At 49.7% G+C, this 14,849-nt stretch carries 11 protein-coding genes and 1 tRNA gene; 3 read left to right on the forward strand and 9 right to left on the reverse strand.

Annotated features, from left to right (window positions below):
• The first annotated feature begins 753 nt into the window (after nt 1-753).
• The 3 genes from pepT (at nt 754) to ACWB0I_RS12155 (ending at nt 2,643) form a co-directional block, all read left to right on the forward strand.
• Entirely contained in the window at nt 754-2,004 is a 1,251-nt protein-coding gene (gene pepT / locus ACWB0I_RS12145) for a peptidase T (protein WP_479388334.1), read from the forward strand.
• A 141-nt stretch (nt 2,005-2,145) separates the two neighbouring features.
• The gene (locus ACWB0I_RS12150) at nt 2,146-2,496 is read left to right on the forward strand and encodes a gamma-butyrobetaine hydroxylase-like domain-containing protein (protein WP_479388335.1); all 351 of its coding nucleotides are present in this window, start codon (nt 2,146-2,148) and stop codon (nt 2,494-2,496) included.
• Between the two features lie 74 nt (nt 2,497-2,570).
• Nucleotides 2,571-2,643: transfer RNA gene (locus ACWB0I_RS12155), tRNA-Thr, on the forward strand.
• A gap of 55 nt (nt 2,644-2,698) precedes the next feature.
• On the opposite strand, the gene cimA is transcribed toward ACWB0I_RS12155, so the two are convergent.
• The 9 genes from cimA to ilvD form a co-directional block, all read right to left on the reverse strand.
• Complete coding sequence (cimA, locus tag ACWB0I_RS12160; protein ID WP_479388336.1) at nt 2,699-4,309, reverse strand: citramalate synthase; 1,611 nt, start codon at nt 4,307-4,309, stop codon at nt 2,699-2,701.
• 26 nt (nt 4,310-4,335) lie between these two features.
• Complete coding sequence (locus tag ACWB0I_RS12165; protein ID WP_479388337.1) at nt 4,336-4,896, reverse strand: 3-isopropylmalate dehydratase; 561 nt, start codon at nt 4,894-4,896, stop codon at nt 4,336-4,338.
• 168 nt (nt 4,897-5,064) lie between these two features.
• Nucleotides 5,065-6,363: a 3-isopropylmalate dehydratase large subunit gene (locus tag ACWB0I_RS12170; RefSeq protein WP_479388338.1), complete on the reverse strand. Its 1,299-nt coding sequence runs from the start codon at nt 6,361-6,363 to the stop codon at nt 5,065-5,067.
• A gap of 108 nt (nt 6,364-6,471) precedes the next feature.
• Nucleotides 6,472-8,037, reverse strand: a complete 1,566-nt coding sequence (locus ACWB0I_RS12175; protein WP_479388339.1) for a 2-isopropylmalate synthase — start codon at nt 8,035-8,037, stop codon at nt 6,472-6,474.
• Nucleotides 8,038-8,100: 63 nt separating this feature from the next.
• Complete coding sequence (gene leuB / locus ACWB0I_RS12180; protein WP_479388340.1) at nt 8,101-9,198, reverse strand: 3-isopropylmalate dehydrogenase; 1,098 nt, start codon at nt 9,196-9,198, stop codon at nt 8,101-8,103.
• A gap of 8 nt (nt 9,199-9,206) precedes the next feature.
• Nucleotides 9,207-10,202 (reverse strand): ketol-acid reductoisomerase, encoded by a 996-nt coding sequence (ilvC, locus tag ACWB0I_RS12185; protein WP_479388341.1) that lies wholly within the window; start codon nt 10,200-10,202, stop codon nt 9,207-9,209.
• A gap of 133 nt (nt 10,203-10,335) precedes the next feature.
• Entirely contained in the window at nt 10,336-10,848 is a 513-nt protein-coding gene (gene ilvN, locus ACWB0I_RS12190; protein WP_479388342.1) for an acetolactate synthase small subunit, read from the reverse strand.
• Between the two features lies 1 nt (nt 10,849).
• A complete protein-coding gene (gene ilvB, locus ACWB0I_RS12195; RefSeq protein WP_479388343.1) occupies nt 10,850-12,565 on the reverse strand; it encodes a biosynthetic-type acetolactate synthase large subunit in 1,716 nt (571 codons plus the stop codon).
• A gap of 18 nt (nt 12,566-12,583) precedes the next feature.
• A complete protein-coding gene (ilvD, locus tag ACWB0I_RS12200; protein WP_479388363.1) occupies nt 12,584-14,269 on the reverse strand; it encodes a dihydroxy-acid dehydratase in 1,686 nt (561 codons plus the stop codon).
• Nucleotides 14,270-14,849 lie beyond the last annotated feature (580 nt).

Below are 14,849 nucleotides of genomic sequence, written 5' to 3' on the forward strand. Positions count from 1 at the left end.
AGCCGCAACGTAACTCGAGCTTCAGCTCGAGACGTTGTAAGGGCGAAGCATTTTTTGCAAAGTCTTTCTCAAGAGCGATTTTAACTTTTACACAAAGAGGTTGCGCTAATTGGAACAACCTTCAGGAAAATGCTTCGCCCTTACGCCTAACGACGATTTCTCCGTTTTGTCCCGCCATTGCAGAATAGATCTTTTAATGGAAGTATTCTAAGGCAGCAAAGCCGCAACTAATAGCGTAGGAAGCTTTTTTAAACGTAAACCGTTAAAACGGTTTCCTATCTCGTCCTGACATGACGATCCATGTTTTTTGTGTTTTTGCTTTACCCACCGCTGACGCGGTGGGCTAATTTGTTTCGTCCCTACGGGACTTCTTAATTTTTTAGTGTCTCAGCATTAGCACAACCAACGTTTTATGTAGGAAGTTCAGGAGGAATATTTCCAAAGTAACATAGCCGCAAGCAAAAACAACCACAGAGAGCACAAAGATTTCGAAAAAAATAAAATTTATTGACATGTAAGGCTAGGACTCATCAAAGCGGCGCAATTTGCTCCCCCTTCCCTTTATTAAAAGAAGGGAAGGGGGCCGGGGGTTAGGATCTCCAACACAAAAATTTTCGCATCCCGCTGTGGCGGGAATAGATCTTTTAAGGGAAGTATTCTAAAAATTCATTTTTTCGTTTGGAACAAGTTGTTTTGTTTATTAAATTTTTTCTTTAACAAATGAGTCATTACGTAACGCAAAAGGAGATAACCATGAAACCTATTGAACGACGCCTGTTCTTAGATCGCTTTTTAAACTATGTCAAATTCGATACACAGTCTAGTGAGGAATCGGATACCTATCCCAGTACCGAAAAGCAGAAGGAACTGGGGCGCTACCTGGTAAAAGAATTGACCGAACTAGGTTTGCAGGATGTGGAAATGGATGAACACGGCTATGTGTTTGCCACCTTACCGGCAAATGTAGATTACCCAGTGCCCACCATTGGTTTGATAGCCCACATGGACACTTCGCCCGAAGTGAGCGGGGCCAATGTCAAACCGATCATTCACAAAAACTATCAGGGCGGAGACATTGTATTGCCCGGCGATCCGGAACAAGTATTAAAGCCGGAAATGAATCCAGCTCTGAAAGAATGCATTGGTCAGGATATTATTACCTCCGACGGCACCACCCTGCTGGGCGCGGACAACAAAGCGGGCATAGCTGAAATCATGGGCGCTTTGCAATATTTAATTGAAAGCCCCGACATCAAGCACGGCAAAATCCGCGTAGCTTTTACCGTGGATGAAGAAGTTGGCACTGGCACTAAATATTTTGATGTTAAAAAATTTGGCGCCGATTACGCCTACACCATCGATGGGGAATCGGCCGGCGAAATTGAAGATGAAACGTTCTGTGCGGATACGGCTAAAATAACCATTAAAGGCGTTAACGTTCATCCGGGTTACGCCAAGGGCAAGCTGATCAACGGCATTAAGATCGCCGCTGAAATTATCGAGCGTCTGCCCAAAGACTCCATGTCGCCCGAAACCACCGAGGGGCGCGAAGGTTACCTGCATCCGCACGCCATTAAAGGCGGAGTGGAGTTGACCGAAATCGTGTTTCTGGTGCGCGATTTTACAGTGGAAGGGCTCAAAGAGAAAGAGGCCTTTTTACAACAGCTTTGCGATGAAATGAATGAAAAATATGCTCCGGCCACTGCCACCTTAACCGTCGAAGAGTCCTATCGTAACATGAAGTACAAAATCGACGAAGACCCCAAAGTGGTAGAATACGCCATCGAAGCGGTTAAAAGAGCCGGTTTGCAACCCAAACAGAGCTTAATCCGCGGCGGCACCGACGGCGCCCGACTCTCTTACATGGGATTGTTAACGCCCAATGTGTTTACCGGCGGACACAATTTCCACAGTAAAAAAGAATGGATTTGCATCCACGACATGGAAAAAGCGGTGGAAACCATTGTGCATCTGGCTCAAATCTGGGCGGAAAAAAGCAAGTAAAAAAGTGTAGAAAACAATCTCGTTTCGTGGAAACTCTGCGAAACGGGATTGTTTTTATTAATAACCAAAAATTCATTCAACGGTCTGTGAAATTACAAACGGATCACAAAGCGTTTTGCTTTAATCACGGGGAATAAAAAGATGTTACAACCCATAGAAGTGGCGCTGGTTAACGATCAGTCCCTCACCATTCGTTGGAACGATAGCCACGCTTCGGTCTACTTTGCCGGGCACCTGCGTTTTAACTGCCCCTGCGCTGTTTGCGAAAAGGCCAGAAAGAGCGATCCGCAATCAACAGAATACCAGGAGCTGGTAAAAATAAGCCAGGGTGTGCGCTTTCAAAACTTCCGGATGATCGGTCGATATGCCATTGGTATTGAATTTAGCGATGGGCACAACCTGGGAATGTATGCTTACGAGTACCTGTATTCGCTCTGTCAATGCGACGCCTGCAGAAATGATGTGATTCGCATTCAGGGACCGGTAAGATAAAATCAGCATTTTGCAGCCATTAATGGTTGCAAAATGCCGAATTTTGTTTTAAATTTGGCCACTTCAAGCAATAAGCCACCGTAGCTCAGCTGGTAGAGCAACTGATTCGTAATCAGTGGGTCGCAGGTTCAAATCCTGTCGGTGGCTCACCATTTGGAATCCCGTCTGCCTGAAGCGACGGGATTTTTTTTTTTTGCCTTTTTTAATGGATCAGCTGCCTGGTTTGTGAAACAGCCTGACCTTTACGCTTTTGAAAAATCTTGTAATTAATGCTATCGCTCAGGGCTTGCAGACTGGCTTTAATGATGTTGTGCGACACGCCGACCGTGGACCAGCTCTTCTGTCCGTCGCTGGTTTCGACCAGCACGCGCACGCGCGCGCCTGTGCCGTCTTTTTCGCCCAGAACACGTACTTTGTAATCCACCAGATGCGTGCTGACAATTTCCGGATAAAAACGAATAATCGCTTTACGCAGGGCATTGTCCAGCGCATTCACCGGGCCATTCCCATCCGAAGCCGTGTGTTCAACTTCTTCGCCTACTTTCACTTTTAAAACGGCTTCCGAGTAATCGGTCTCTCCCTCATCCAGCATGACGTTGATCTTGGCGTAGGTTATTTCAAAGAAAGGACTGTAAGTGTTTAACTCCGAACGCAACAACAATTCAAAGGAAGCTTCCGCTCCATCGAACTGAAATCCCTGGTATTCCAGCTTTTTAATGTACTGCACAAATTTTTTACTGAATTCCCGATCATTGGCAATATCGATGCCCAGCTCCCGGGCCTTGTAGCGGATATTGCTCTGACCTGAAAGATCGGAAACCAGCACATGCCGGCGATTTCCAACCTGTTCCGGTGCGATGTGTTCGTACATGCGGCTGTCCTTTAACACCGAACTGACATGGATACCGCCTTTGTGCGTGAAAGCCGCTTTGCCCACAAAGGCCGCCCGATTGTTCGGCGCCAGGTTGGCCACTTCATACACAAAGTGCGAAAGATTGGTCAGACCTTGTAACTGCACCTGGCCCCTGGTTTGCATTCCCATTTTCAAGAGCAAATTGGGAATGATACTACACAGGTTGGCATTGCCACAGCGTTCGCCAATGCCGTTAATCGTTCCCTGCACATGTACAGCGCCAGCCTGCACGGCCATCAGGGAGTTGGCCACCGCCAGCTCGCCATCGTTGTGGGCATGGATGCCCAGGGGCGTTTTAAATTCCTGCTTAACATGCTGAACAATCTCGTGCACCTCAAAAGGCAGGCTTCCACCATTGGTATCGCACAACACCAGCACATCGGCGCCGGCCTCTTCTGCAGCCCGTAGCATGCTCAGGGCAAAGGCAGGATCATCTTTGTAGCCGTCGAAAAAATGCTCGGCGTCAAAGGCCACGCGCCTTCCACGTTCCTTTAAAAATTGCACAGATTTAAAAATCAGGGCTTCGTTCTGTTCATCGCTCAAGCCCAGGGTGACGCTGGAATGGAAACGCCAGGTTTTGCCAAAAAGGGAAATCCACTCGGTTTCGGCGTCTAACAACATATTTAAATTTCGATCCTCCTGCACCTTATCCGGAAAACGGGCCGTGGAACCAAAGGCGCAAATTTTGGCATGCTTTAAGGGCAACGAGCGCACCTGTTTAAAGTAGGCCTCGTCTTTGGGATTGCTGCCCGGCCAACCGCCTTCAATAATGTCAATACCAAAATCATCCAGGCGCTCGGTAATCTGCAACTTGTCATGGATGGAAAGATTAACGCCTTCGGCCTGCGTGCCGTCGCGTAAGGTGGTATCGAATAGTTCGATTACTGGAAGTTGTTTCATAATGGTTCCCTGCTTTTAATAATACTTCAGGAGATCATGCCCGATTTACGGGCAAATTCAAAAAGTCCGCCGGCTTCAATAATGGGCAACACATCGCCTGGATGCTTCAGTTTAAAACGTTGCCCGTCGCGTAAGCGGGTAATGCTCTGCTGGTCAATATCGATTTCCACCTGCTCGCCGGTCTCAAACTGCTGATTCAATTTGCCCTCGGATTCCAATGGCACCAGAAAACCGCCATCCACTGCGTTTCGGTAAAATATGCGGGCATACGATTCAGCCACGACCACCTGCACGCCGGCCACCTGTAAGGCAAAAGGGGCGTGTTCGCGGGAAGAACCGCAACCAAAATTGGCTCCGGCTACAATGATCGTAAAGCGCGAGCGATGTCCGTCCCCCTCAATAAAAGGAATGTTTCCCCTCGGCAGACCGGCCTCTTGCAGAGGAACTCCGGAAAGAGCAAAGCGCCCGTATTGTTTGGACTCTTCCGGATCGCTTAAGCTGTACACCAGATGCTCGGCCGGAATGATCTGGTCGGTGTCTATGTTATCGCCCAAGACATAAACCTGTCCTTTAATGATCTTTTGCATAGTGCTCTCCGTTTGGTTGAATGGTTGAATAGTTGGAGGGTTGAATGGCTGCAGTCCCAATTCCGCCTTCTCCCCCAACTTCAATTGTCAATGGATATGCTTCCCCACTCTCTGAAAACTCCCACACATTTCGGGTCCAGCCTCTCCCTCTGGCGGGCTAATTAAAAATTAAGCCATCGCTTCCCGCGGATCCGTAATCACTCCCTTAACAGCCGATGCCGCCACAGTTAGCGGAGATGCCAGGTAGACTTCTGATTTTTTGCTACCCATCCGGCCCGGGAAATTGCGGTTGGTTGTAGAAATGACCACATCTTTATCCACAGAGCGGCCGATGGTATCCGCCGGGCCGCCCAGGCAGGCCGCGCAGGAAGAAGGCGCAATGACACAGCCGGCATCCAGCAGAATTTCCTCAATGGTCGAACCGTTCAGCGTTTCTTTGCGCAGACGACGGGCCACATCCGTGCTGGCGGGCACCACAAAGGTGGGCACCTTCACCGTCTTGCCCTGCAAAATTCTGGCTGCATTGTAAAAGTCGGTGAATTTACCGCCTGTACAGGAACCAATGTAACATTTGGTGAGTTTGGTGCCGGCTACCTTGCGCACCAGCTCCCGATTGTCCGGGCTGTGGGGCATGGCCACCACCGGTTCCATCTTTTGCACATCATAACGAAAGACAGAATGGTAGCGGGCGTCAGGGTCGCTTTCAAATTCTTCATATTCAAAAATATCTTTTTTAGCCAGATAGGCGCGCACGATGTCATCCACCGCAATGATGCCGTTCATGCCGCCGGCTTCTACAGCCATGTTGGTCAGGGTCATGCGCTCATCGATATTCAGATTGTGCACGGCCGGACCGTCAAATTCCATGGCCCGGTAGGTAGCGCCATCCGTAGTGATTTCTCCCAGAATTTGCAGAATCAGATCCTTGGCCGTCAGGTATTCCGGCATGGTGCCCTCGAAGATGAACTTCATCGATTCGGGCACCTTTTCCCAGATTTTTCCCGTGCCCAGCACAAAGGCAGCATCGGTGTTGCCAACCCCGGTGGCGAACAGACCAAAAGCTCCTGCTGTACAGGTGTGTGAATCGGTCCCGATTAAGACCGTACCCGGCCGATCGTAGCCTTCTTCTGCCAGGGCAATGTGACAAACGCCTTTGTAACGCTGACCGCCCACATCGTAGTAGTTGGGCAACTGATATTTTTGAGCGTATTCCCTCAGGATATTGACATTGCGATTGGCGTGGGGATCGGCTGTAAAGATGTAGTGATCCGGGAAGATCACCAGTTTATTCTTATCCCACACCCTGGCTTTCTCTCCGAATTCTCGCTCCCAGATCTGGAAGGTGGGCGGACCGCACACATCATGGGTCATTAGAACATCCACGTTCAACCACACGTTCTCGCCCGGCGTTACCTCTTTTTTGCCGGCTGATTTAGCCAGAATTTTTTCGGTTATGGTCATGGGCATTAAGAAAGGTCCTCCTGTTTTTTTGGTTACAAGGCTCAGGCTAAAGCTTGAGTTACAAGTGCTTACTGTTTGAGTCTCAAGCTGAAGCTTGAGTTACGGGGCCGGTGGTCAGGCCGTTGATTCCAGTGCATCTTGTACGCGCTCGCGCTGTTTCAGAATTTCATTAATGGCCTGAAGGTACGCTTTACCGCTGGCTTCGACGATATCCGTAGAGTGGCCGCGGCCGTGTGCCTGGCCCAGGCCGTTTTGAATGCGTACAAACACTTCGCCCATGGCATCCCGGCCCGAAGTTACCGAGCGAACCTGGTAATCGGTCACTTCAAAATGCGTCTTCAGGGCGCGGTCAATGGCGTTAAACACAGCATCCACCGGGCCGTCGCCGGTGGCCGATTCCTCTACCGTTTGTTCATTCTTTTTCAAGCGAACGGTAGCCGAAGGGATGGCATTGGTGCCTAAAAAGACATGCAAATACTCCAGCATGTAGGTGGGCTTTTCTGAAAACACCTCATCGCCCATCAATGAGCGCAGGTCCTCGTCGTACACCTCTTTTTTCTTGTCAGCCAATTCAAGAAATAATTTGTACACATGATCCAGCTCTTCCTCGCTTAAATGATAGCCTAACTCGCTCAGGCGGGCTTTAAGGCCGTGGCGTCCGGAATGGCGCCCCAGCACGATCTTGCTGGAGGGCACGCCCACGTCTTCGGGTTTTATGATTTCGTAAGTGTTGCGATCTTTTAACACGCCATCCTGATGGATGCCCGATTCATGGGCAAAGGCGTTTTTCCCCACTATGGCCTTGTTAGGTTGCACCACAAAACCGGTAAAGGTCGATACCATCCGGCTGGCATTGTAAATTTCGCGCGTATTGATCCTGGTGTAAAAAGGCAGCAAGTCTTTGCGCACATTGAGCGCCATGACGAATTCTTCCAGCGAAGCGTTGCCGGCCCTCTCGCCAATGCCGTTGATGGTACACTCCACTTGTCGGGCTCCGGCCTGTACGGCCGCCAGCGAATTGGCCACAGCCAGCCCCAGATCGTTGTGGCAATGCACACTGATCACCGCCTGTTGAATATTCCGCACGCGTTTTTTAAGCTGCCTGATCTTTTCGGCAAATTCTTCCGGAAGCGTGTAGCCGGTGGTGTCCGGAATATTGACCGTGGTTGCGCCGGCTTCAATGGCAGCTTCGATGACTTCAGCCAGGTAGCCGATATCTGTGCGTCCGGCATCCTCCGCCGAAAATTCCACGTCATCACAAAAGGTGCGGGCATATTGCACGGCATCGATGGACATCTTAATCACGGTTTGTCGTTTTTCGGCCAGACTCCTTCCGTAACGTGAACTGCCAAACTTTCCCAGAATGTGAAAGTCGGAGGTGCTGGAAAAGGTGTGAATGCGTTTGCGGGGCGCCTCTTTTAGCGAATCATAAGCTGCTTTAATGTCCACTTCCTTGGCCCGCGCCAGCCCGGCAATGATGGCATCCACTTCGCCGGCAATGCGCTTCACAGCCTCGAACTGCGCCGGGGATGAAACCGGGAATCCGGCCTCGATCACATCTACTTTCAGGCGCGCTAACTGACGGGCAATCTCGATCTTCTCGGCAATATTTAACGATGCGCCAGGCGACTGCTCGCCGTCGCGCAGGGTCGTATCAAAGATGATAATTTTTTCAGGCATGACTTCCTCGTTGTTTTATTATTTAAATTCTCTCTCTGTTCTTACCTGCATCGGGCTCAACGATTACAGGGTAAAAACCCCAAGCCCTTCTTCATGGTACAAAATGTCAAAATTCTGCACGATTTGGTCCGTCATTTCCTGGGTAGAAAGCAGTTTATCGCCAGGCTGGTAAATATCTGCCGTACGGCAACCTAATTCCAGCGTTTTTTCGATGGCCCTTTCGATTATTTCCGCCGCCTTGGTCATCTGAAAGGAATAGGCAAACATCATAGCTACCGAAGCAATAGCGGCGATGGGATTGGCTTTGTTTTGTCCGGCAATATCCGGCGCGCTGCCATGAACGGGCTCATACAGAGCGTATTTTTCTCCCAGACTGGCCGAAGGCAGCATGCCCAGACTACCGGTAATCATGCCCGCAATATCGGACAAAATATCACCAAACAAATTGGAGGTGACAATCACATCAAACTGTTTGGGATCGCGTACAATTTGCATGGCTGCGTTGTCCACGTACAGGTTGTTCAATTCCACATCAGGATAGGCTTTGTGCACCTCGGCCACCACCTCGCGCCAGAACTGCGATACTTCCAGCACATTGGCTTTATCCACCGATGTAACGCGTCTTTTTCTTTGCCTGGCGATTTCAAACGCCCGACGGGCAATGCGCTCAATTTCATGACGCTGGTAAACCATGGTGTTCCAGCCTTTTTCTGCGTTGTAGCCCCGCGGTTCTCCAAAGTAGATGCCGCCGGTCAACTCGCGAAAGACGACAAAATCGGTTCCCTGCAGCACTTCTTCTTTTAAAGAAGAAGCCTTTGTAAAAGCCTGGTACACTTTGGACGGCCGAATATTGGTGAACAAGCCCAGCTCTTTGCGTAAGCGCAACAAGGCGGCCTCTGGTTTTAATTGATGAGGTAAATTTTCCCATTCGTAACCGCCGACCGCACCCAGCAAAACGGCATCCGCCTGAAAACAGGCCTGAAGCGTTTCCTCGGTTAAGGGCGTGCCGTATTTTTCAAAAGATGCGCCACCGATGGGCCGTTCGCTTAACTGCACCTCAACCTGGAACTTTTCTGCCACATGTTTCAACACGCGGAGGGCGGCCTGCACCACTTCGGGACCTATGCCGTCCCCGGGCAGCACTGCAATCTTTATCTCCATGGTTCCTCCTACTTCTTTTCCTTTAACCAGGGCATCATGGCCCGTAATTGTTTGCCTACTTTTTCGATCAGATGATTGGCGTATTCCTGACGCAATTGTTTCAGCGTCGGTTGGCCTTTTTCGTTCTCTTCGATCCATTCCCGGGCAAAGGAGCCATCCTGCACTTCTTTAAGGATTTCCCGCATGTTCTGCTTGGTCTGTTCGGTAATCACGCGTTTGCCGCGGGTCATGCCGCCGTACTCGGCCGTATCGCTCACCGAATAGTTCATGAACGACAAACCGCCCTCATAGTAGAGATCCACAATCAATTTCATCTCATGCAAACATTCAAAATAGGCCAGTTCCGGCGGGTAGCCGGCTTCAACCAGCACTTCAAAACCGGTTTTGATTAACTCTTCCGATCCGCCGCACAGCACAGCCTGTTCTCCGAACAGATCGGTCTCGGTTTCATCTTTGAAGGTCGTTTCGATTACTCCGGCCCGCGTTCCGCCAATGCCCTTTGCCCAGGCCAGCGCCTTGGCTTTGGCCTGACCGCTGGCATCCTGATGTACGGCAATCAGACAGGGTGTACCCACTCCGCTCTGGTAGGTACGACGCACCATGTGTCCGGGGCTCTTCGGAGCAATCATGATCACATCGACAAACGCCGGAGGCACAATCTGTTTGTAATGAATATTAAATCCATGGGCAAAGGCCAGGGTGTCCCCTTCCTTCAAATAAGGAGCAATATCCTGTTCGTACACTTTTTTCTGCGTTTGATCGGGTAACAGGACCATGATGACATCGGCCCATTTTACGGCCTCTGCCGTCTCCTTTACCGTTAATCCCGCTGCTTCGGCCTTGCTCCAGGACTTACTCTCTTTTCTTAGTCCCACACAAACATTCAAACCGCTGTCTTTTAAATTAAGGGCGTGGGCGTGGCCCTGGCTGCCAAAACCCAAAACGGCTAACTGTTTATCTTTAAGCACTTCCAGACTGGCATCCTGATCATGATATACTTTCATTGTCTTCCTTTCTGTTTTTAACGGATACATTTTTACATGGGCTCTATTTCCAGATTGAAAGGAAAAACAGAGCCTTCATTTCCAGCGGCCTGCTACTCGTTTTGCTGGCCGATTTTCTTTCCAACTCCCATTTTTAAGCCGGTTCCAGATCGGGTTTCGAAATATTGAGCTGTTCACCGCGCTTCAGGGCAACGGTACCGGTACGGGCCATTTCCTTGATCCCAAAGGGCATCAGAACATTAACCGCAGCATTGATTTTAGCCGGTGGGCCGGTAATTTCCAGCATGAGCGATTTGTTGTTGATATCCACGATTTTGCCGCGAAAAATATCGCAGATGTTTTTCAGTTCCTGTAGATTGCCCTTCTGGTAATTGACCGTGATCAGAGCCAGTTCGCGTTCGGTACGCTCATGTTCTGTAAGGTCAACGACTTTTAAGGTATCTACCAGGCGATTCAATTGTTTCAGTACTTGATCGATAATCTGGTCATTGCCAGAGGTAACAATGGTCATGCGCATGACATCTTTGATCTCTGTTTCGCCGATGGTAATACTGTGCAGATTGAAGCCTTTACCGCTGAACAGATTGGCCACGCGGTCAAAGGCTCCAAATCGATTTTCCAGCAAAATACTAATGGTGTGCTTCATTTTACAACATCCTTTGTGGGTTTAACCGTTCCAGGATCATTTCCGAAACCGACGCACCGGCCGGCACCATCGGAAAGACCATCTCTTCTTTTATCACTCTGAATTCAGCGAACACCGGACCTTCGTTATAATTCAACATTTCGTCCAGTACGGCATCCACCTGATCCGGGCTGTTTACCAAAAAGCTTTTAATGCCCATGGCCTGTACGATTTTAACATAATCGGGATTGTGTTCGCTCAAATCCGTAAAGCTGTAGCGTTCTTCGAAAAACAGCTCCTGCCACTGGCGCACCATGCCTAAAAAGCTATTATTGATAACCATAAACTTGATGGGCAGCTTATTGGCTCTGGCAGTAATTAATTCCTGCATGTTCATGGCAAAGCCGCCATCGCCGCTGATGGAGATGATGGGGCGATCTTTCACCGCAAAAGCTGCTCCGATGGCTGCCGGCACTGAGAAGCCCATGGTTCCCAGCCCTCCGGAAGAGATATGGGAACGCGGGTGGTTGAATTTGTAGTATTGTGCAATGAACATCTGGTGCTGGCCTACATCGCTGACCACCACGGCTTCGCCTCTGGTCTTTTCACTCAAACGTTCCAGAATAAACTGAGTACGTAATTTGCCATCGTTTTTTTTATAGGTTAAAGGGCATTCCTGCTGCCACTGCCTGATTTGCTTCCACCATTCCGAGGTGTCCGGTTTTCCGGGCATAACCTGGCGCAATACCTTTAACACGCGTTTCACATCGCCTACAATGGGTACATCCACTTTGACGTTCTTGTCGATGCAACTGGGATCAATATCTACATGGATTTTGTAGGCATTGGTGGCAAAGGTATCCACCTTTCCGGTAACGCGATCGTCAAATCGGGCGCCCAGAGCGACCAGCACATCACAGTGGTTAATGGCCTGATTGGCCCAGTACATGCCGTGCATGCCCAACATGCCCAGCGACAACTCGCTGGTACCGGGAAAAGCGCCAATACCCTGCAGGGTCATGGTTACCGGTAAATGGTTTTCGATGGCAAAGGCGCGCAATTCCTGACTGGCGCCGGCCATGATTACCCCTCCGCCCACATACAATAGCGGCCGTTTGGCCTGGGCAATGGCTCTGGCTGCTTTTTTGATCTGATTAATGTGTCCTTCGTAATTGGGTTTGTAGCCGCGGACTTCCACCTTACCCGGATATTCAAATGAGCTGACCGCGCTGATGACGTCCTTTGGTAGATCAACAACCACAGGCCCTGGCCGCCCGCTTTGGGCGATGTAAAAGGCTTTGCGGATGGTAGGAGCCAGGTCTTTAACATCACGCACCAAAAAGCTGTGTTTGGTGATAGGACGTGTGATGCCAATAATATCGGCTTCCTGAAAAGCATCGTTGCCAATCAGGTTGGTGGGCACCTGGCCGGTAAACACCACGATCGGTGCAGAATCCATGTAAGCCGTAGCAATGCCGGTCACTGTGTTTGTGGCGCCAGGGCCGGAGGTTACCAGCACCACCCCGGTTTTTCCGGAAGCGCGGGCATAGCCGTCGGCCATGTGCGTAGCGCCCTGTTCATGACGCACTAAAATGTGTTTAAGGAAATTGACATCGTACAGTCGTTCATATATTTGAATGGTTGCCCCGCCGGGCATGCCATAAATGTATTCGACGTTCTCTCGTCGCAGACATTCAAAGAAGATTTCTGCACCGTTGTACATGTTTGAAGGGGACATGGCATTCTCCTTGTTTTGTTAAGCCCATGGATTTTTCAAAATGGCACCTTTGCTGGCCGAGGTCACATTTTGCTGATACCTGGCCAGGTAACCTTTTTTAATTTTTGGTTCAAAAGGCGGCAAGTCGCTTAAGCGTTGTTGCATCTCTTTTTCAGAAATTAACACATCCAATCTGCGGTTAGGGATGTCAATACGGATGCGGTCGCCTGCTTTCAGAGAGGCAATGGGTCCTCTATCTGCTGCTTCCGGGGAAACATGCCCAATACATGCACCACGCGTTCCGCCAGAAAAACGGCCGTCGGTAATCAGCGCCACCTTATCGCCCAGACCCATGCCCATGATGGCGCTGGTCGGCGAGAGCATTTCCGGCATGCCGGGCCCGCCGCGCGGGCCTTCGTAACGAATAACCACCACATCGCCGGGTTCAATTTCCTGGCGGGCAATGCCTTCCAGGGCTTCGGTCTCGGATTCGTAAATTCTGACCGGACCCTCGTGCACCATCATTTTGGGATCAACAGCGCCGGTCTTAACAACGCCTCCTTCTGGAGCCAAATTACCGAACAACACCACCAGCCCGCCGGTCCTGGAATAGGCCTTTTCCAGAGGGTGAATCACGCGTTCGTCTTTTATGGTTGCCCGGGCAATATTTTCTCCCAGGGTTTGACCGGTTACGGTTAATTGATCGAGATGCAAAAGCCCGTCTAAGCGGCTAAGCTCTTTTAAAATCGCCGAAATGCCTCCGGCCCGATCCACATCTTCCATGTGCACAAAAGGCGTCGCCGGACTAACCTTACACAGATAGGGCACCTTATCAGAAATTTGATTGATCCTTTGTAAATCGAAAGGGATACCGGCTTCGTGCGCTACGGCCAGGGTGTGCAGAACCGTGTTGGTACTGCCCCCCATGGCCATATCCAGGGCAAAAGCGTTCTCCAGGGCAGCAGGCGAAAGAATATCCGAAGGCTTTACATCGTCCTTAACCAGTTGAACGATCTGTCGTCCCGCTTGCTCTGCCAGTTCCTGGCGCAGCGGATCAACGGCTAAGATCGTACCATTACCGGGCAGGGCCAAACCCAGCGCTTCCAAAAGACAGTTCATGGAATTGGCCGTAAACATGCCGGAACAGGAACCGCAGGTGGGACAACCATGATTTTCCAGCGCTTTGAGTTCTTCATCGTCAATCTCATTGCGCAAGCGTTTACCCACGCCTTCAAACACGGAGATTAAATCCACGGTGTCTCCGGAAGGCAGTATTCCGGCCTTCATGGGCCCGCCAGAAATAAAGATGGTGGGAATGTTCAAGCGTACTGCCGCCATGAGCATGCCCGGTACAATCTTGTCGCAGTTGGTAATGCAGATCAAGCCATCCAGTTGATGGGCCTGAACCACCGTCTCCACACTGTCGGCAATCAGCTCGCGGCTGGCCAGCGAATAGCGCATGCCGATGTGTCCCATGGCAATACCATCATCCACGCCAATGGTGTTAAATTCAAAGGGGACTCCCCCGGCCTGCCGGATGGCCTGTTTGACCACCTGCCCCAACTCATGCAGATGCACATGACCGGGGATTAAATCCGTGTACGAATTAGCCAGGCCAATGAACGGTTTTCCAAAATCTTCATCCGAACGAATGACGCCCGTGGCCTTTAGTAAGCTGCGGTGCGGTGCCCTTTCGATTCCCTTTTTGATTCGGTCCGAACGCAATGTGTCTTCCTCCTGCTTCATGTCCATTCAGATAAACTTCTGCTTCCCGGGAGTCAATCCCGAAATCCGTTTTAAATTTTATGGGGGAGTTATGGATTTATTTGATCTCGGGATTGACGCTCTCATTAGCCAATAATAAGAATAAGGCTAATTATAATAATCCCGAGAAGGAGGAGGTTATCTAAAATGTGAAGGTCTAAAGTGGACAAAATGCACACATGTGCTTCCCGTAAATAGAAAGCCTGGCCCTGGTAACCTATTTTTTGTGTCGCATTTTGCATATTTATTCAACTCGTTAAATTAATTTCCGCCAAATATAAGGGGATGATCCGGATTTGTCAACAAAAAATTTAAAAAAAATTTAAATTACTCTATATTTACAAAAACAGATGCGTAAAATGGCATTCATCAGAACAATTAAAAAGGCAAATCTGTAATGGGAAATCGAACTTGCGAGGTAAATATTTCTTAGTGTTTCATTAGCAAAATCTCTTTGCGCAATTTTAAAAGTAGGATAAGAGTAAAGCGATCATTATTCTCTCCCAGTACAATATGACACCTTGCGTAAAACGACCAATAG

The sequence above is a fragment of the Caldithrix sp. genome (assembly GCF_056497305.1).